Here is a 16,927-nt window from a genome sequence, read left to right as displayed (position 1 = left end):
TCGGTGTTCGGTCATGACCGAACACCGAACACTTGGCTACACTAGGCCACATGACAGGCGCGGAGCGGATCGATGACTTCGTGGCCGCGGTGACCGGCATCGGTGCGGACGTGGTCGATGAGCGGGTCGGCCCGAACTCCGGATACGACCTGTCGATCACCTTCGGGGGAGCGCCCGCCAGAATAGAGATCAAGCAAGCAGGCACGGTGACGCCTGCCATCGTCAACCGTCTCGTGAGGGCCCGGGAGAGACGCAACGAGGCGCCGGATGCGATCCCCGTCCTGGTGGGTGAGCGAATATTCGACGCGTCGCGGGCGCTGCTGCGTCACCATGGATGGGGTTGGTTGGACCTTCGCGGCCACTTGCATCTAGAAGGTCCAGGAATCTTTATTGACGCTGAAGTTCAGCCCTTTATTTCTCGCCCAAGGCGCTCCAACGCCCTCGCCGGCTCGGTCGGGCTCGAAGTAGCCGCACTACTGTTGCTGCACCCCGGTGAACGGCCTAGCGTGCGAGGGATCGCCCGAACGTTGAAGCGATCCGCCAGTACCGTTTCAGAGGTGCTGAACGGCCTTCGAGACGAGGGAATCCTGACCGGCTCCGACCCCCCAGAGCCGCGAAGCCTGTTCTGGCGCCTGGCCGACTCCTGGAGCACTGCGACGGCCTCCCTCGCCGCCCTGCCCATGACCGACTCCGGGTCGGTCGACAAGGCCCTGAGACTAGGGCTGCGAGATCCCGAATCAACACTGGGCTGGGCCATGACGGACACGATGGCCGCCGCACTGTACGGCGCACCCGTCGGCGTTCGCACCGGCTACCCACCGGATTTCTACGTACCGACCGAGGCTGTGTTCAGCCGGGCGATCCGCCTCCTCGGCAGCGCCGAGGACCCCTCCGACCGGAAGTGCCGGATACGAGTGGCTCCCGTCATGATGGCCTGCGACCACCGCATCGACGCAGCGCAGGCCCACCTCGGGGACGCACGCTGGCCGCTGGCCCATCCACTCTTCGTCGCCCTGGATCTCGCCGCCGATCCGGGCCGCGGCAGCGAGATCCTAGAGGGCTGGAGTCCGCCGGAGCCGTGGCAACGTGTTTGGTGAGGAGACAGGTGCCCCGACGGCCAGGCTGTTCGGGCATGTCATGGAGGCACTGGTACTCGCGATTCCCGAGATCGAATCACGGACGGACCGACCGGTCATGGCTCACGCCTGGGCCGTCGATACGGCGACCCCGATGTCCATCGAGGTGTTCAACGCCGATGCCTCTCCTGAGCCCACGATCCAGCGTGTCCGAGTCGCATCACCGGGTTCGTTGATCGCCATGAAACTGCAAGCGATCATGAACCGGCCGGCGGCCAAGGAGGGAACCGATCTGCTGGACATCGTTCGGTTGACGCTGGACTCCGTCACCGGCCCGCCGGCCCGAACGCAACTCCGCGAGGCGGGCGCCCGGATCCGGCAGGACGCCGCACTCCATGCTCGAAAATGGTTCGTAGACCAGCGAGTCAACACCGTCCAACGGATCAATGCGGTCTCGCCCGGCGATGAGATCGACATGGACACGGTCGGTCTAGTGGCGGATCTACTCCTCGGCGAGCTCGAACAATGACAGTTCGGCAGGGCTCGCCGAACGAGCAGCGGCCTCGACCGGCTCGCGCACGCTACAGCGACGGCAGGTGAAGCCGCCCAGCCTGTGCCCGGCTCGGGTAAAGATCTTTCGTTGACAGGGGCTTGTCCCCTCCAGTGCACTTGACAGGATGTTCAGCCCTATTCAGCCTTAGCTTCGGCTGACGATTTTCCATGGCGATCACCGGGGGCGGGCATGTCTTTCTGGAGTCGGCGGATATTCGTGCGGAGTGCGGCCGGGCTTCTGTTGCTCGCGGGATTTCCGGTCGCATTCGGCGCGGAACCCGCCATGGGGGCCGCCGACTCGGCTGTCACGGTCTGCGCGGTGCCGAAGAGCGCCCCGCATACAGAGAAGACCGTGCAGGTCGCGAAGCGGGCTGTCGGCAAGCTGCTCGCCCGCTCCCTCTCCTATCCCGGGCCGTGCGCCCAGTACGGGCAGAGCGCACCCCTCGGGAACGGGAGGCTCACCGCGTTCTCGCAGACGAGGGGGAAGACGCCGCTGGTCATCGGGCTCCTCGCCAAGGACGGCACCTACGACGGTCTTCCGTACGAGCCGCCCACCAGCGGGATCTGGTGCTACGACAAGAACGGCGACGGCACCGTCGACCAGCACCGTGAATGCACGGGCGGGCATGAGAGATCCCTCCGATTGAGCCCGAAGTTCACGAAGAGGGTCGACTCGCCGTTCACCTACGTCCTGGCCAACTGGAATCCGATGGGGCACATGCCTCCCCACATTTGGGACGTACCGCATTTCGACGTCCACTTCTACATGAATCCCGAAGCGGAGCGGCTGGCGATCCGCCCCGGACCGTGCCCGCAGCTCACCAACTGCGATGACTACCCCAAGGGCAAGATTCTCCCGGCCGCGAAATACCGGCATCCCGACTACGAGGACACCGACGCCGTCGAGCCCGGAATGGGCAACCATCTGGTCGACACAACCGCCCCCGAATTCCATGGGGGGAAATTCACGTCCTCCTTCATCTACGGCATCTGGAACGGGAAGGTCACCTTCTACGAGCCGATGGTGAACCTCGCGCAGTACAACGGGCTGCGCAACGGCACCATTGATGACCGCTGCGTTCCGCTCAAGCTGCCGCAGGCGTATGAGCGTTCGGGCTGGTACCCCACGCGGTACTGCATGCGGCACCGCTACAACCGCGCCGAGACAGTGACCTCGCTTGAGGGGTTCGTCTACAGGACGGCGGGCTGACGGTCATCACTCTCGCCTTCGTCTCGTCCCTGGGCTGACCCCGACGCATGGGACGGGGTGCCGGCGGTCGGGTGTATCGCGGGCGTATTGAAAATCGCATACGCCACCGCAACAGTCTCCGGTTTTCGATGGAGGCGCGGAGCAGGGGCGCGGGTGAAGGCCCGGTGACCCGGCTTCGCAGTCCATCGCGAGACTGGGAGAAGGAAACGGACATGGCCGGTGCGAGTGGCGGGGCATGGGAACGGCGTTCGATGTTGCGGGGCGCCGCAGTGGCGGCCGTCGCCGGCGCAGTCACACCGCTACTGGGCGGGACGGCCACGGCACGAACCGGCAGAGGTGCGCAGCTCGGCCCGATCCCGCCGGACACCCGTCCCGGCGGCGCCTACGACCGGTACATCGCGAAGCTGGCCGCCGAGGACAGGTTCTCCGGCGTGGTGCTGCTGTCGCACCGGGGCCGGACGGTGCTGTCGCGCAGCTACGGCATGGCCGACGAGGAGAAAGGGATCCGCAACCACGAAGGTGTCGCGTTCAACCAGTACGGCGGGCCGTTCGTCAGCCTGTCCATCGTGCAGTTGGCCCAGCGGGGCAAGGTGAAGCTGTGGGACACGGTGGGCACCTACCTGACCGGTTTCGCCAAGGAGATCGCTGAGCAGGTGCGCGTCCATCACCTGCTCGTGGGTACCTCGGGGTTGTCCTTTCCGGAGCGTGACTACCAGGGCATCTTCCACAGCGAGGAAGAGCAGCGGGAGTACGACCAGCAGTACGCCCGGCAGGCCACGCTGGTCGCGGCCCCCGGTGCGGGTTCGGAGAAACCCGGCTGGGGTTCGGAAGTCGTCGTGCAGATCGTCGAGGCGGTGTCCGGCATGACGTTCTGGGACTACGTGCAGAAGCACATCTTCGAGCGCTGCGGCATGACCGGCTCGGGGTACTACACCAGACCGCAGTGGCTGGCCGACGAGCACATCGCGCGCTCGTACATGAGACAGGCCGACGGCAGCCGGGTGGACGCCGTCCGCAACCTGGACAAGGGCAGCCCTCACCCGGGTATGGCGGGCATGAACAATGCCCGCAACTTCGTCCCGGACGGCGGGTTCGTCACCGCACCGGACATGGTCCGGTTCGCGGAAGCGCTGTACGACGGCACCGTGCTCGACCCGCCCTGGGCCGACGTGTACACCTCGGTCAAGGCCCCCAACTTCCGAGGCTCACCGGGGTTCGCCACCTACGGGCCGACGGCCCACATCGTCGAAGGCCAGTGGGAACTCGGGCGCGGCGGTCCCCACCCCGGCAGTTCCACCTACTACAGCATCTACCCGGATAGCGGGTGGGTCGGCGTCATCCTCGGCAACTACGACGACATACCGCTGCAGGAGATCACCGGGCGGCAGACGCAGGCCATCACCGGGGCCGCACCCGGCGACGGCGGCGGCTGACGCGCGGCCACGGGTGATCCGCGCCTTCGTCTCCTCGCTGGGCTGACCCCGGCGCGCCCGATGTTCGGTGTTCGGTCATGACCGAACACCGAACACCCTTGTCGGCGGTCAGGGGAGGTCGTGGGCGCCGGCCGTGACGCGGCGGGCGAATGCGCGCCACTCGGCGGACGTGAAGGCCAGCTTCGGGCCGTCCGGATCCTTGGAATCCCGAACCGCGACCACCCGCGCGACACCCGCGACCTCGACGCAGTTGCCGCCCTCGTGACCGCTACGGCTTGCCTTGCGCCAGACCTCAGCTGAGACGGACGGGAGGGCGCCGACCTCGACGCAGTCGCCGCCCTCGTGACCGCTGCGGCTTGCCTTGCGCCACTTCACGTTCGACAGATCCGGTGAGGGGATCATCCGTACACCTCCAGGACGCTCTTGAGCAGCATCCACGATTTCTGGATACGAAGCGCCTCGCCCGGCAGTGAGCCGGACGTCACTTCGAGTTCAGCGACAACTCGCGACTTCGTGATGGAGGCGTGTGCGCGAGCCCCCACCCGGAAGGGGCAGGGGCTCGTCGGTCAGGGGGTCAGGGCAGGTCGTGGGCGCCGGACGTGATGCGGCTGGCGAACGCACGCCATTCGCTGGATGTGAAGGCGAGCTTCGGGCCATCTGGGTCCTTGGAGTCGCGGACTGCGACCACCTGCGAGACGCCCGCGACCTCGACGCAGTCACCGCCATGGTGATCACTTCGGCTCGCCTTGCGCCACTTCACGGCCGACAGATTCGGTGTGGGGATCATCCGTACTCCTCCAAGACGCTCTTGATCAGAGTCCGCGATTCCTCGACGCGAAGCGCGTCACCTCGCAGTGAGTTATACGTTACTCCGAAGGTGGTGACGGTTCGCGGCTCTGTTATGAGCATCCCGTGCCCAGCGATTTCGCCGTAGACGACATCGGGCGCGGCGGCGAAGCTCAGGAGCGTGAAGCTGCCAGCGAGTCCCGGATAGTACCCAGTGCTCATTGGAACGACGTCGACTGAGATGTTGGGACGTTCCTCCAGGGAGAGGACGTGCTCCAGTTGTTCGCGCATGACCTCCGGAGGGCCGATCTCACGGCGTAGTACCGCTTCGTCGAGCGTGAACCACATGTAAGGCGGGTCCTCGCGGGCGAAGACCTCCTGCCGCTTGAGACGTTCGGCGATCAGCCGCTCGGCCGTGTCCGGGTCTTGCCGGTGGCAGACGACGGCACGGATGTAGTTCTCGGTCTGAAGCAGGCCGGGGATCATGGCCAGTTGGTAGACGCGGAACTGGGTGGCCTCGGCCTCGCGTTCGGCGTACTCGGTGAAGCCGGGCGGGAGGATGGCCTGGTGGCGGGTGTCGATGATGCGCTTCCACAGCCGGTGGAACAGGCCGTTGGTCTTGAAGAACGTATCGAGGTTCTCCGCGAACTCCTTGGACGGGATGCTCTTGGCGGACTCGATCTGGCTGATCCACTGGGGCGTGTAGCCGAGAGCCTCGGCGAGGGCGGTCTGGGTGAGGTCCGCGTCCATTCGCCACGCCACCAATTCCGTGGCGAATGTCTGAATTGCCGGAGCTTCATATGGTTCGCTCCTTGTTCCCATGGGGGGCTCCTTGCCGAAACCCATGTCCGGGTTTCTTCGATCTTCCGGGGGGTTGTACGCCGCTCTTGACTTCTTCCTGGTCAGAAGTCATGCGCGCTGTGATTCTTATAACACATTCACTGGCGGCGAAAACGACTACGGGACCTTCCATGGAAGACACAATTGCGTTCGATAACCCCGCACTCGATCGGCTGCGCGAGGACTTCCCCGGGCACCACATCTGGCGGTCGCGCCGGTGGGACGGGCGGCTCGGCGAGTACGTCGCCACGCTCATCGACCCCGCGGCCGGGGTGGACGCGACCGTCATGCGGCCCGACCCGGTGGAGCTGCGGGCCGAGCTGATGCGGGAGGCCGCGCGGGCGCGCGGCTCCCTCCGAGACCTCCGGTGAGCTCGGCGCCGGAGCGGGCCGTCCGCCCCCGGACGGCCCCGGGGAGGGAGGCGGCGCGGCCGGGCGGGCTCCCCCCGGGCCCACCGGTCGCGCCGTCCCTCCCGGACGCCTGGCGGGCGCGCCGGCATCTCAACCGGCTCGCCCGCCGGTTACGGCGGGGCGGGTGGACGGCCCAGCCGCGCTACGACGAGTCGCCGCCGCTGCTGCGGGTGTTCGATCCGCGCGTTCCCTGCGTCGGGGAGAGTGTTACCGCCGTCCGGGACGGCAGCGGGTGGTGGTTCGTGTCGAGCACTGTTGGCCGCCTGGGCGCCTGCTCCGACCTGGACGGGACGTGTGCGAGGGTTGCCGCGTCGCTCGTTCCGTGGGTCGTCCAGGCGCTTGGCGGCAGAAAGCCCTGACCGCCGGGACGGGCCCGGCGGTCAGGGGGTCATCGGTCAGTCCTTGACCAGTTCGGGGGCGGGTTGCGTTGGGGACGGGCGGGTCGTGCGGCCTCCTGTGGTGGCGACGAGGAGTAGGGCGGCGGCCGTCAGGATCACGCCGAACCAGGCGATGTTCGTGACGCCGAGGTGGTCGGCGAAGAGGCCGCCGAAGAGGGCGCCCAGGGCGATGGACGTGTTGTAGGCCATCGTGTTGAGCGACATCGCGGCCTCGAAGGTCTCCGGTGCGGCGGCCAGGGTCATGTTGACCTGGGAGAGCTGTACGACGCCGAACGAGACGCCCCAGAGGATCAGCGCGATGACGGCGCCCGTCCTACCTCCGCCGATCGCCAGCAGGAGGAGAAGGGACGTCACCAGGCCCACGGAGCCGACGATGAAGCTGCCCCGCAGGCTCTTGTTCACCGTGTAGCCGGCGATGAAGTTGCCGACCGCTCCGCCGAGGCCGAAGAGCATCAGGACGACGGTGATGAAGACGGCCGAGGCGGACGCGGTGTCCTCCAGGAACGGGCGCACGAACGTGTAGGCGCCGAAGTGGCCGAGGACGAACAGGACGACGGCGGTGAGGACGAGCCGCAGCCGGGCGTTGTGGCGCGGCAGGCCGAAGACCTCCCGGACCGACACCGCGTTCGCCGACGGCAGGGACGGCAGGACGGCGGCCACGGCGAGGAGGACGAGCAGGCTGAGGCCCGCCCAGATGAGGAACGTGGTCCGCCAACTGGTGAGGTCTTCCAGGATCGTCCCGAGGGGGACGCCGACGACGGTGGCGATCGAGATGCCGGACATCACGACGGCGGCGGCCCGGCTCGCGTGGCGTTCCGGGACGAGCCGCATCGCCATGCTCACGCCGATCGCCCAGAACACGCCGCTCGCGAAGCCCATGATGAGCCGTGTCGCCAGCACCGCCGGGTAGTTCGGCGCGACGGCCGTGATCAGGTTGCCCAGGGCAAGCACCACCAGCAGGGTGGACAGGAGGACGCGCCGGTTGACGCGCCGCGTCCACGCCACGATGAACGTCACGGCGAGGCCGGCGGAGACGCCGTAGAGGGTCACCATCAGACCGGCGATGCCGACGGAGATGTCCAGGCTCTCGCTCAGCGGGGTGAGCAGGCCGACGGGCATCAGCTCCGTGGTGAGGAAGACGAAGAGGCTCGCCGTGATGGCGGCGACGCCCAGCCAGGCCCGTGCGGGGCTGTGCTCGGTCATGGTGCTCATCCCTCCGCGTCCTCGGGGTACCAGCGCAGCTCGATGACGTTGCCGTCGGGGTCCTCGACGTAGACCGAGCGCGCCATGCCGCGGGCGCCGAACCGGTCGACCGGGCCCTTGATGACGGTGAACTCGCCGGAGTCGATCAGCTCCTGCCAGTCCAGGGGTTCGACGGCGAGGCAGAAGTGGTGGACGTTCGTCCCGTCGCGCGGGGCGTCCAGCAGGTCGATGATCGTGGACTCGTTGATCCGGACGGTCGGGAAGCCCGCCTGCCCGGCCCGCCATTCGTCGACGCGCTCCGGCTGGAGCCCGAGCGGGCCCGTGTAGAACTCCAGCGCCCGCTCGACGTCCCGCACGTTGAGCACCAGGTGGTCGAGGGCCGTGACGCGCACCATGGCCTCCTCCAAGTGACCTTTTAACGTTGAAATCTTCAACGCTAAGGACTGTAGGCGAGGTGATAGCTTTGCGTCAAACACTTCAACGTTGAGGAGTTCAGGTGACGCGCGACGCCCTCGACCTCGTCCTGGAGCAGTGGGCCCGCGCCCGCCCGGACCTGGACGCGTCCCCGATGGGCGTGCTCGGCCGCCTGTCCCGGGTGACGCGGATCGCCGAACGCGAACTCAAGGCGCTGTTCGCCGAGTTCGGGCTGGAGCGCGGCGAGTTCGACGTCCTCGCCACGCTGCGGCGCGCGGGCGCGCCCGGCGGCATGACCGCGGGCGCGCTGGCGCGCTCCTCGATGGTGACGTCCGGAGCCGTCACCAACCGGCTCGACCGGCTCGTGGCGAAGGGCTACGTCACGCGCGACGTCGACCCCGCGAACCGGCGCACGGTCGTCGTCGCGCTCACTCCCGAAGGGCGCGACCTGATCGATCGGGCCGTCTCCGCCCACCTGGAGAACGAGCGGCGCATCCTCGCCGCGCTCGGTCCGCACGAGCAGGAGGCCCTCGCCGGGCTGCTGCGCACCCTGCTGCTCGGCCTCGGCGACGGAGCCGACGACACCGCGCTGGCGGACGAGAGATGAAAAAAGGACGGGCCCGGCGAACCGGGCCCGTCCCTTCGAGTGACCGTCAGCGGCGGTAGAGGTTCAGCTTCTCCTCGCCGATCTTCTCGCGGAGGATCGGGTCGTCCACGCCCTGGCCCTCCTTCTCGGCGCCGCACAGAACGGCGACCTTGCCGATGTGCTGGTTCGTCTGGACGGCGCGGGTCGCCTCCCCGGCCTCCTCCAGCGGGAACGACTTCGACAGCGTCGGGTGGATCATGCCGAGGCTGAACAGCCGGTTCACCTCGGCGGCCTCGTGGTAGTTGAAGCCGTGCGAGCCGATGATGCTCTTCAGCCGCATCCACAGGAATCGGTTGTCGTACTCGTGCTTGTAACCGGTGGACGAGCCGCAGGTGACGATCTTGCCGCCGCGCTTGGCGACGTAGACGGACGCGCCGAACGTCTCGCGGCCGAGGTACTCGAACACGATGCCGGGGTCCTCGCCGACGAGGCTCCGGATCGCCTCGCCGAGGACGCGGCCCGCCTTCGGGTGGCGCAGGCCCTGCTCGCCGAGGTTCAGCTCGTTGCGGTTGATGACGTGCTCGCAGCCCTGCGCCCGGACGATGTCGGCCTTCTCGTCCGACGACACGACGCCGACGGGGATACCGCCGCCGTTCTTCACGAGCTGCGTCGCGAACGAGCCGAGCCCGCCGGTCGCGCCCCAGATCAGCACGACGTCGCCCTGCTTCATCCGGGCGCCGTGGGTGCCGACGAGCATCCGGTAGGCGGTGGCGGCGCACAGCGTGTTGGAGCCCGCCTCCTCCCAGGTGAGGTGCGCGGGCTTGCGGATCAGCTGGTTCGCCTTGACGATGCAGTACTCGCCGAGCGACCCGAAGTTCGTCTCGAAGCCCCAGGCGAGCTGGGTCTCCGACATCATGCCGTCGTCGTAGGAGCCGTGGTCCTCCTCGTCCACGTAGGACGGGGACAGCACGACCTTGTCGCCGACCTTCCAGTGCTTGACGCCCGCGCCGGTGCGGACGACGACGCCGGAGCCGTCCGAGCCGAGGATGTGGTACGGCAGGTCGTGCCGGGCGCCGTACCAGCCCTGCCGGCCGAACTTCTCCAGGAACGCGAACGTCGGCACCGGCTCGAAGATCGCCGACCAGACGGTGTTGAAGTTGATCGCGGCGGACATCACCGCGACCACGCACTCGTCGGGCGCCAGCTCGGGCATTTCGACCTCGCCGACGTGCAGGGAGCGGCGCACGTCCTTGTCGGTCTGGCCCTCGAAGATCCCCACCTCGTCCTTGCGGGTGAACGCGGCGCGAAAGCGCGTCGGCAGGTCGATCTCCTGCAGCTCGGGGCCGCTCGCACCGGAGCGGACGGCGTCGAGCAGGGCGTGGGACGAGCCGGACTGGGCCATGGGTGTCCTCCGTGGAACGACGGGGTTCAGGGGGGTGAGCCGGCCCTCAGCGGGCCGTTGTGGACGTGAGGACGGCGTCGCGCTCCCGCCGTCCGGCCAGCCTGCCCTCCAGGTGCGCGGCGAGAGCCTCCACACCGGGCGGGTCCAGCAGGTTGAGGTGGTGCACCCCGGGGATCGTGACGATCTCCAGGTCGGAGCAGAGCCCGCCGAAACCGTTGGTCCCGTCGAGCACATAGCGGGCGTCCCGGACGGCCCAAGGGGTTTCCTCGGGCGCGTAGTACAGGATGACCCGGCCGTCGTACGGCTCTGGCTGGTACGCCTCCAGGGAACGGGTGTCCTGGTGCGACGTGAGCTGGTGGGTGAGGGCCGCCGGGGGGATGTGGTCCACGAGCGGGGCCGCGCGCTCCATGACGAGCGCGAACTGGGCCTCCTCGTCCAGGCCGGACAGCTCCTCGTAGGTGAGGGCGACCTCCAGGCCGTACGTCTCGTTGATGTAGTCGGCGAAGGCGGCGAAGCGGCGGGCGAGGGTGTCGGACTCGTCGTCCACCGGCAGCGGCAGGCCCGCGTCGAACAGCGCGACGAACTCGACCTCGCGTCCGGCCGCGGCGAGCTGGCGGGCGGTCTCGTAGGCGAGGACGCCGCCGAACGACCAGCCGCCGAGCCGGAACGCGCCCTCGGGCTGCGCTTCGAGGAGGTGCCGGACGTAGCGGGCGGCGCGCTCCTCGACGGACGGCGCGTCCTCGAACCGCTCCAGCCCGTACACCGGCTGGTCGTCGCCGAGCAGGTCGATGAGCTGGCGGTAGCAGGCGGTGGTGCCGCCCGCCGGGTGCGCGATGAAGATCGGCCGCCGGGCGCCCGAGGTCTTCAACGGCCGGACGGTCTGCCGCGCGGCCTCCTCGTCGGCGGCCCGGATGAACTCGGCGACGTTCTCGGCGGTCGGGACCTCGAACAGCTCGCCGCGGGTGACCTCGGCGCCGAGTTCGGCGCAGACGCGGGCCACGACCTCGTCGGCCTGGTGGTCCTGGCCGCCGAGCTCGGCGAAGAAGTCGGCGGTGACGCCGACGCGGTCGAGGCCGAGGACGTCCTCGATGATGCGGACCGCGAGCCGCTCGGCGGCGTCGCGCGGCATGACGTAGCCGGACTCGGCGTTCGACACGGCGGTGGGGGCCGGGGCGCCGGCGAGGCCGAGCTCGCCCGCCGCCCACTCCTCGAACACGTTGACGCTGGCGCCCTGCAGCAGTACCGACGCCGGGACGGTCAGCCCGAGGTCGTGCTCGACGCCGCTCTTGATCCGGACGGCGACGAGCGAGTCCAGGCCGAGGTCGGTGAGCGGGACGGCCGGGTCGAGGCGCTGCGGGTCGAAGCCGAGGACGGCCGCGATCCGGTGCCTGACCTGCGCGGCGATCAGCCCGCGGGCGGTGGCGGGGTCGAGGTCCTTGAGCGCCTCCACTCCGGGCCAATCGCCGGCGGCGTCGCCCCCGGCCGCGTCCGCCGCCTCGGTCAGCGCGGCGAAGTACGGCATGTTCCGGATCTCGGGGAACAGCCCGACGGCCGTCGCCGGGTCGAAGCGCAGCACGCCCGCCGCCGGGAGGTCGTGGACGAGCAGCGCTTCGAGCGCCTCCGCGCCCTCCGCCGGGCTGATCGGGTCGATGACGGTGACCGACGCGTCGGCGGCGCCGCCGACCTGCGACCAGGTGCCCCAGTTGATGGTGGTGCCGGGCAGCCCGTGGGCGCGGCGGTGGGCCATCAGCGCGTCGATCGCGGCGTTCGCGGCGGCGTAGGCGCCCTGGCCGGGCGAGCCGAGCAGCGCGGCGGCCGACGAGTGCATGACGAGCCAGTCGAGGTCGAGGTCCCCGACCGCCTCGCTGAGCCGGCGTGCGCCCTCGACCTTCGCCGTCCACACCCTGTGGAGATCGTCGGGGCCGAGGTCGGCGATCAGCCGGTCGTCGATGGCGCCCGCGCCGTGCACGATGCCGTACAGCCGCTTGCCGCCCTCCCTCGCGACCCTGACCAGCCGCTCGGCGGTGCCGGGCGCGGCGATGTCACCGAGCACGACGCCGACGTCCACGCCGTCCTCGCGCAGCCGCGCGATCACCTTCTCGGCGTCGGCGTCGGGGCCGCTCCGCCCGGACAGGACGATGCGCCCGGCACCGCGCTCGGCCAGCAGCCGCGCGGTGACCAGGCCGATCCCGCCGTACCCGCCGGTGATGATGTAGGCGCCGCCGCGCCGGACGATCCGCTTGCGCTTCGCCGGGGCGGCGTGCAGCGCGGCCTGCCCGAGGCGCGCCGTGTACCGGGTGCCGCCGCGCCAGGCGACCTCGCGGGAGCCGTCGGCGGCGAGCAGTTCCGCGACGAGGTCCTGCGGACGGTCGACGTCCACGTGGGTGGCGCGCTGGACGGTCCGCTCGAACGCCAGGACGCGCGTGATCGCGCTGATGAACCCGTGGCCCGGCAAGCCCGCCGCGCCGTGCAGCGGGAGGGCGTTGCGGGTCGCGACGTAGAGGCGCGGGCCGTCCGGCAGCGAACGGCTCACCCCGACCGTGGCGAGCACCAGCTCCTCGTCGACCAGGTCGGCGGACGGGACGAGCACGACGCCCTCGACCGGCTCCGCCATGGCGGGGTGGTCGTCCGGCGGGCGGTTCGTCACCCGGTGCCGGATGACCCGCTTGCCGCGCTCCTCCAGGCCGGCGGCCGTCGCGGCGGCGAGCGCGTCGTCCTCGTCGGACAGGACGAGCCATGTGCCGCCGTCCGCCGCCTCGGCGTCGTCGGGGAGGGGCGACTCGTCCCAGATCAGCTCGACCAGCTTGTCTTCGAGCGGCACCGGGATGTCAGGGCGCTCGACGCGGCGCAGGACGATGCCGGTCGCCTCGGCGAGCAGGTCGCCCTCCGCCGACAGGAGCATGACCGAGCCGGTCACGCCCTCCTCGTCGCGGACGACGCTGGCCCGCACGTGGCCGCCGCGATGCGTCGGGCCGTGGACGCGGAGGCTGCCGATCGTCTCCGCGAGCCAGACGCCGCCGTCGCCGTTCGCCGCCCCGTCCGACAGCGCCGCCTCGTCCGACAGGACGGACAGGCAGCGGTCGAAGACCTCCGGGTGCAGCCGGTAGTGGCGGCTGCCGCGCTCGGCGCCCGCGACCTCGGTGGCCGGGCCCGGCTCGGGCGCCGCCGGCCCGCGGTGGTCGTCGCCGACGTCCGCGCTGGCCAGCCGCGCCCAGGTGCCCGCCGGGGTCAGCGCGTGGATCTCCACCCGCTGCTCGGCCTCGGTGAACGTGGTGGTGACGGTGGTGTGGTCGGCGAGCGCGAGCGGCCGCTCCATCCACAGGCTGTTGACGCGGACGTCCTCGGTGCCGAGCGCGGTCGCGCCGGCGGCGAGCGCCATCTCCGCGAACGCGGCGACCGGCAGCGCGCGCAGGCCGTGCACGGCCAGGCCGTCCAGCCACGGCTGCGCGGCCGTGCCGACGTCGGCGCGCCAGGCGTGCCGGTCCTCGCCGGGCAGCTCGACGTGCGCGCCGAGCAGCGGGTGCTCGTCGCTCCTGCCGGACGCGCGGGACGACAGGTCGACCCAGTGCCGCTCGTGCCGCCACGGCGACTGCGGGACGTCGACGACGCCCCCGTCCGCCGGGACGGCGACCTTGAGGCCGTGGGCGGCGAGGGTCGCGAGCTGCGCGTGGAACGTCAGCGTGTCGTCGGTCTCCTCGCCCTTGCGCGCGCGCTTGAGCGTGTGGGTGACGAGCGCGCCCGTCCCTTCGAGGGTCTCGCCGACCGCGTGGGCGAGGATCGGGTGCGCGTTGACCTCGACGAACGTCCGGAAGCCGTCCTCGGCGGCGGCGGACACGGCGTCGGTGAGCCGCACCGCGTTGCGCAGGTTCGCGGCCCAGTGGTCGACGCCGAGCGCCGCGTCGGAGCCGAGGTAGGCGCGCGGGTCGTCAAGGGCGGTCGTGTAGAGCTTGATGTCGTCGGCGAGCGGGGTGCCGCGCTCCGCGCCGACCTCGGCGAGGAGTTCACGCAGCTCGGGCAGCAGCGGGTCGACCTGCGGGGAGTGCCCGGCGCCCTCGGCCTGCACCATCCGGGCGAGCCGCCCCTCGGCCTCGGCGCGCTTCACGACCTCGGCGACCTGGCCGGCGTCGCCGGTCACGACCGTCTGCTTCGGGGACGAGTGGACGGCCGCGTACACCTCGGGCAGGCCGTCCGCGAGCCGCGCGACCTCCTCGGCGGACGCGCCGAGCACCGCCATCGCGCCGCCGCCGACGAGCCGCGTGAGCAGCCGGGACCGGCGGCAGATCACGCGGACGCCGTCCTCGGTCGTGAGAGCCCCGGCGACGACGGCCGCCGCGACCTCGCCCATCGAGTGGCCGACGACCGCGCCCGGCGTGACGCCGTACGACTTCCACATGCGGGCCAGCCCGAGCTGGATCGCGAACAGCACCGGCATGGCGTCGGCGGGGCCGTCCGGCTTGCGGCCCTCCTCGAGCAGCGACCACAGGTCGGGGCCGCCCTCCTCGGCGAAGAGGCCGTCGAGGTCGTCGATCGCCTCGGCGAACGCGGGCTCCTCCTCAAGGAGGCGCTGCGCCATGCCCGCGCGCTGCGCGCCGTACCCGGAGAAGACCCACACCGGACGGCCGGGAACGCCGAGCGCCGAACCCGTGACAACACCGGGGTGGGGACGTCCTTCGGCGAGAGCGGTCAGCCCTTCCACGAATCCCGCGCGGTCGCGGGCGGAGACGGCGGCGCGGGCACGGCCGCGGCCTGCGCGCCGGTGCAGGGTGCGGGCGACGTCGGCGAGCTTCACGTCGTCGCGGTCCGAGAGCCACCCGGCGAGGAGGGCCGCGTGGTCGCGGACGCGGTCGTCGCTCGTGTCGGACAGCGGAAACGTCCGGACGACGGCCGGCTGCACGGTCGTCTCCTGCGCGGGCGCCTCCTCCAGGATGACGTGCGCGTTCGTCCCGCCGAAGCCGAACCCGGACACGCCCGCGCGCGCCGGGTGGCCCCTCTCGGGCCACGGGACCTCGTCCGCGACGACCGACAGGTGCAGTTCGTCGAACGGGATGTGCGGGTTGGGCTCCTTGTAGTGCGCGCTGGCCGGGATGACCCGGTGGTGCAGCGCGAGGACGGCCTTGATGAGCCCGGCGATACCCGCCGCCGACTCCATGTGGCCGAGGTTCGACTTCGCGGAGCCGAGCAGCAGCGGCGCGGCGGCGTCGCGTCCCGCGCCGAGGACCTCGCCGACCGCCTTCGCCTCGATCGGGTCGCCGAGGAACGTGCCCGTCCCGTGCGCCTCGACGTAGTCGACCTCGCGCGTGTCGATGCCCGCGCCCGCGTAGACGTCGCGGAGCAGGGCGCGCTGCGCGTCGGAGTTCGGCGCGACGAGGCCGTTCGAGCGGCCGTCGGAGTTCACGCCCGAGCCCCGCACGACCGCGAGGATCCGGTCGCCGTCGCGCTGCGCGTCCGACAGCCGCTTCAGCACGACGGCGCCGCAGCCCTCCGCGCGGACCATGCCGTCGGCGGACGCGTCGAACGCCTTGCAGTGCCCGTCCGCCGCCGTCCCGCCGGCGAGGTCGAACGTCATCGTGACGGTCGGCGACAGCAGCAGGTTCACCCCGCCCGCGAGCGCCACGTCCGCCTCGCCGCTGCGCAGCGCCTGCACGGCGAGGTGCGTGGACACCAGCGACGACGAGCACGCCGTGTCGACGATCATGCTGGGGCCGCGCAGGTCGAGCAGGTACGACAGCCGGTTCGCGATGATGCTGAGCGCGGCGCCGGTCGCCGTGAACGGCTCCAGCGACGCCAGGTCGGAGGCGGTGAACGCCGCGTACTCCGGCGCCGACACCCCGACGAACACGCCGGTGCGGCTGCCGCGCAGCGACGCCGGGCCGATGCCCGCGTGCTCGAACGCCTCCCACGCCACTTCCAGGACGAGCCGCTGCTGCGGGTCCATGACGGCGGCCTCGCGCGGCGTGATGCCGAAGAACTGCGCGTCGAACCCGGCGAGGTCGTCGAGGAACCCGCCGAGCCGGGTCGTCCTGCCGAGCAGGTCGCCGACCTCGGGGGAGCCGTCGTCGAACGGGTCCCAGCGGCCGTCCGGCACCTCGCGGATCGCGTCACCGCGCCCGGTCAGGAAGCGCCAGTAGTCGGCGGGGCCGGTCAGGTCGCGGTCGCCGCCGGGGAAGCGGCAGCCGATGCCGACGACGGCGATCGGCTCGTCGTTCGCGGCCCCCCGGGCGGGCGCCGGCACCGGCGCGGCGGGGGCGGCGGGCGCGCCGCCGGCCAGCGCGACGGAGAGCTTGTTGATCGTGGGGTGCTCCCAGACGAGCGTCGCCGGCAGGGACCGGCCGAGCAGCTGCTCCAGCTCGCCGGCGATCGCGACCGCGTCCCGGGACGCCAGCCCGAACTCCTCCAGCGGACGGTCGGGGTCGATGTCGGCGGCGGTGGTCCGGGAGCGGCGCGCGATCTGCTCGATCAGATGCCGGCGAATCGAATCCCCAGTGATCCGAGTCTCGTCCTGCGGGGTCTCCCGCGCGGCTCCGGAACGATCGTTGCTCTGCATGCGGTGGGTTCCCCCCATGAAACCGGGATCGTTCATCGAAGCGGAGGGACCACTTTGTCCCACACTGACCGGC

Annotated in this window: 13 protein-coding genes; 6 read left to right on the top strand and 7 right to left on the bottom strand. The window is 70.7% G+C overall.

Going from position 1 to position 16,927, the window contains the following annotated elements:
- Positions 1–50 precede the first annotated feature (50 nt).
- The 4 genes from ACGFI1_RS25620 (at position 51) to ACGFI1_RS25605 (ending at position 4,271) form a co-directional block, all read left to right on the top strand.
- Positions 51–1,097 carry a hypothetical protein gene (locus ACGFI1_RS25620; protein WP_392744111.1) on the top strand — a complete coding sequence of 349 codons (1,047 nt, stop codon included), beginning with the start codon at positions 51–53 and terminating at the stop codon, positions 1,095–1,097.
- A 133-nt stretch (positions 1,098–1,230) separates the two neighbouring features.
- Positions 1,231–1,605 (top strand): hypothetical protein, encoded by a 375-nt coding sequence (locus tag ACGFI1_RS25615; RefSeq protein WP_392788543.1) that lies wholly within the window; start codon positions 1,231–1,233, stop codon positions 1,603–1,605.
- 342 nt (positions 1,606–1,947) lie between these two features.
- Entirely contained in the window at positions 1,948–2,838 is an 891-nt protein-coding gene (locus ACGFI1_RS25610; protein WP_392788541.1) for a hypothetical protein, read from the top strand.
- Between the two features lie 212 nt (positions 2,839–3,050).
- Positions 3,051–4,271 carry a serine hydrolase domain-containing protein gene (locus ACGFI1_RS25605; protein WP_392788538.1) on the top strand — a complete coding sequence of 407 codons (1,221 nt, stop codon included), beginning with the start codon at positions 3,051–3,053 and terminating at the stop codon, positions 4,269–4,271.
- 108 nt (positions 4,272–4,379) lie between these two features.
- On the opposite strand, the gene ACGFI1_RS25600 is transcribed toward ACGFI1_RS25605, so the two are convergent.
- From ACGFI1_RS25600 to ACGFI1_RS25590, 3 genes are all read right to left on the bottom strand, one after another.
- Positions 4,380–4,673 (bottom strand): DUF397 domain-containing protein, encoded by a 294-nt coding sequence (locus ACGFI1_RS25600; protein WP_392788536.1) that lies wholly within the window; start codon positions 4,671–4,673, stop codon positions 4,380–4,382.
- Positions 4,674–4,845: 172 nt separating this feature from the next.
- The gene (locus ACGFI1_RS25595; RefSeq protein ID WP_392788534.1) at positions 4,846–5,058 is read right to left on the bottom strand and encodes a DUF397 domain-containing protein; all 213 of its coding nucleotides are present in this window, start codon (positions 5,056–5,058) and stop codon (positions 4,846–4,848) included.
- Positions 5,055–5,879 (bottom strand): helix-turn-helix domain-containing protein, encoded by an 825-nt coding sequence (locus ACGFI1_RS25590; RefSeq protein ID WP_386872410.1) that lies wholly within the window; start codon positions 5,877–5,879, stop codon positions 5,055–5,057. The genes ACGFI1_RS25595 and ACGFI1_RS25590 overlap by 4 nt, the downstream gene beginning before the upstream one ends.
- Before the next feature lie 149 nt (positions 5,880–6,028).
- On the opposite strand from ACGFI1_RS25590, the gene ACGFI1_RS25585 reads away from it, so the two are divergent.
- Positions 6,029–6,268, top strand: a complete 240-nt coding sequence (locus tag ACGFI1_RS25585) for a hypothetical protein (protein ID WP_364547178.1) — start codon at positions 6,029–6,031, stop codon at positions 6,266–6,268.
- A 434-nt stretch (positions 6,269–6,702) separates the two neighbouring features.
- Here the strand turns inward: ACGFI1_RS25585 and ACGFI1_RS25580 are convergent, their stop codons facing one another.
- Together ACGFI1_RS25580 and ACGFI1_RS25575 are read right to left on the bottom strand one after the other, a co-directional pair.
- On the bottom strand, positions 6,703–7,917 hold the full coding sequence (locus tag ACGFI1_RS25580) for an MFS transporter (RefSeq protein ID WP_392788531.1): 1,215 nt from the start codon (positions 7,915–7,917) through the stop codon (positions 6,703–6,705).
- A complete protein-coding gene (locus ACGFI1_RS25575) occupies positions 7,914–8,303 on the bottom strand; it encodes a VOC family protein (protein WP_387069424.1) in 390 nt (129 codons plus the stop codon). Before ACGFI1_RS25575 ends, ACGFI1_RS25580 begins: the two co-directional genes overlap by 4 nt.
- Positions 8,304–8,404: 101 nt before the next feature.
- Here ACGFI1_RS25575 and ACGFI1_RS25570 point away from each other — a divergent pair, with 101 nt between their 5' ends.
- Positions 8,405–8,929 (top strand): MarR family winged helix-turn-helix transcriptional regulator, encoded by a 525-nt coding sequence (locus ACGFI1_RS25570; protein WP_392788528.1) that lies wholly within the window; start codon positions 8,405–8,407, stop codon positions 8,927–8,929.
- Positions 8,930–8,975: 46 nt separating this feature from the next.
- Here ACGFI1_RS25570 and ccrA read toward each other — a convergent pair whose 3' ends face one another.
- A complete protein-coding gene (gene ccrA, locus ACGFI1_RS25565; RefSeq protein WP_138640023.1) occupies positions 8,976–10,310 on the bottom strand; it encodes a crotonyl-CoA carboxylase/reductase in 1,335 nt (444 codons plus the stop codon).
- A 46-nt stretch (positions 10,311–10,356) separates the two neighbouring features.
- Positions 10,357–16,854 carry an SDR family NAD(P)-dependent oxidoreductase gene (locus ACGFI1_RS25560; RefSeq protein WP_392788525.1) on the bottom strand — a complete coding sequence of 2,166 codons (6,498 nt, stop codon included), beginning with the start codon at positions 16,852–16,854 and terminating at the stop codon, positions 10,357–10,359.
- Positions 16,855–16,927: the final 73 nt, after the last annotated feature.

This window comes from Actinomadura geliboluensis, assembly GCF_043197915.1.
GTDB lineage: Bacteria > Actinomycetota > Actinomycetes > Streptosporangiales > Streptosporangiaceae > Spirillospora > Spirillospora geliboluensis.
The sequence above is the reverse complement of the archived record's forward strand: the minus strand, read 5'-3'. Positions and strand labels throughout refer to the sequence as shown.

Excerpts from the sequence above, each read along its gene's own strand:
- ACGFI1_RS25620 (WP_392744111.1), top strand. The coding sequence starts at position 51 with ATGACAGGCGCGGAGCGGATCGATGACTTCGTGGCCGCGGTGACCGGC.
- ACGFI1_RS25615 (WP_392788543.1), top strand. The coding sequence starts at position 1,231 with ATGTCCATCGAGGTGTTCAACGCCGATGCCTCTCCTGAGCCCACGATC.
- ACGFI1_RS25605 (WP_392788538.1), top strand. The coding sequence starts at position 3,051 with ATGGCCGGTGCGAGTGGCGGGGCATGGGAACGGCGTTCGATGTTGCGG.
- ACGFI1_RS25600 (WP_392788536.1), bottom strand. The coding sequence starts at position 4,673 with ATGATCCCCTCACCGGATCTGTCGAACGTGAAGTGGCGCAAGGCAAGC.
- ACGFI1_RS25595 (WP_392788534.1), bottom strand. The coding sequence starts at position 5,058 with ATGATCCCCACACCGAATCTGTCGGCCGTGAAGTGGCGCAAGGCGAGC.
- ACGFI1_RS25590 (WP_386872410.1), bottom strand. The coding sequence starts at position 5,879 with ATGGGAACAAGGAGCGAACCATATGAAGCTCCGGCAATTCAGACATTC.
- ACGFI1_RS25585 (WP_364547178.1), top strand. The coding sequence starts at position 6,029 with ATGGAAGACACAATTGCGTTCGATAACCCCGCACTCGATCGGCTGCGC.
- ACGFI1_RS25580 (WP_392788531.1), bottom strand. The coding sequence starts at position 7,917 with ATGAGCACCATGACCGAGCACAGCCCCGCACGGGCCTGGCTGGGCGTC.
- ACGFI1_RS25575 (WP_387069424.1), bottom strand. The coding sequence starts at position 8,303 with ATGGTGCGCGTCACGGCCCTCGACCACCTGGTGCTCAACGTGCGGGAC.
- ccrA (WP_138640023.1), bottom strand. The coding sequence starts at position 10,310 with ATGGCCCAGTCCGGCTCGTCCCACGCCCTGCTCGACGCCGTCCGCTCC.
- ACGFI1_RS25560 (WP_392788525.1), bottom strand. The coding sequence starts at position 16,854 with ATGCAGAGCAACGATCGTTCCGGAGCCGCGCGGGAGACCCCGCAGGAC.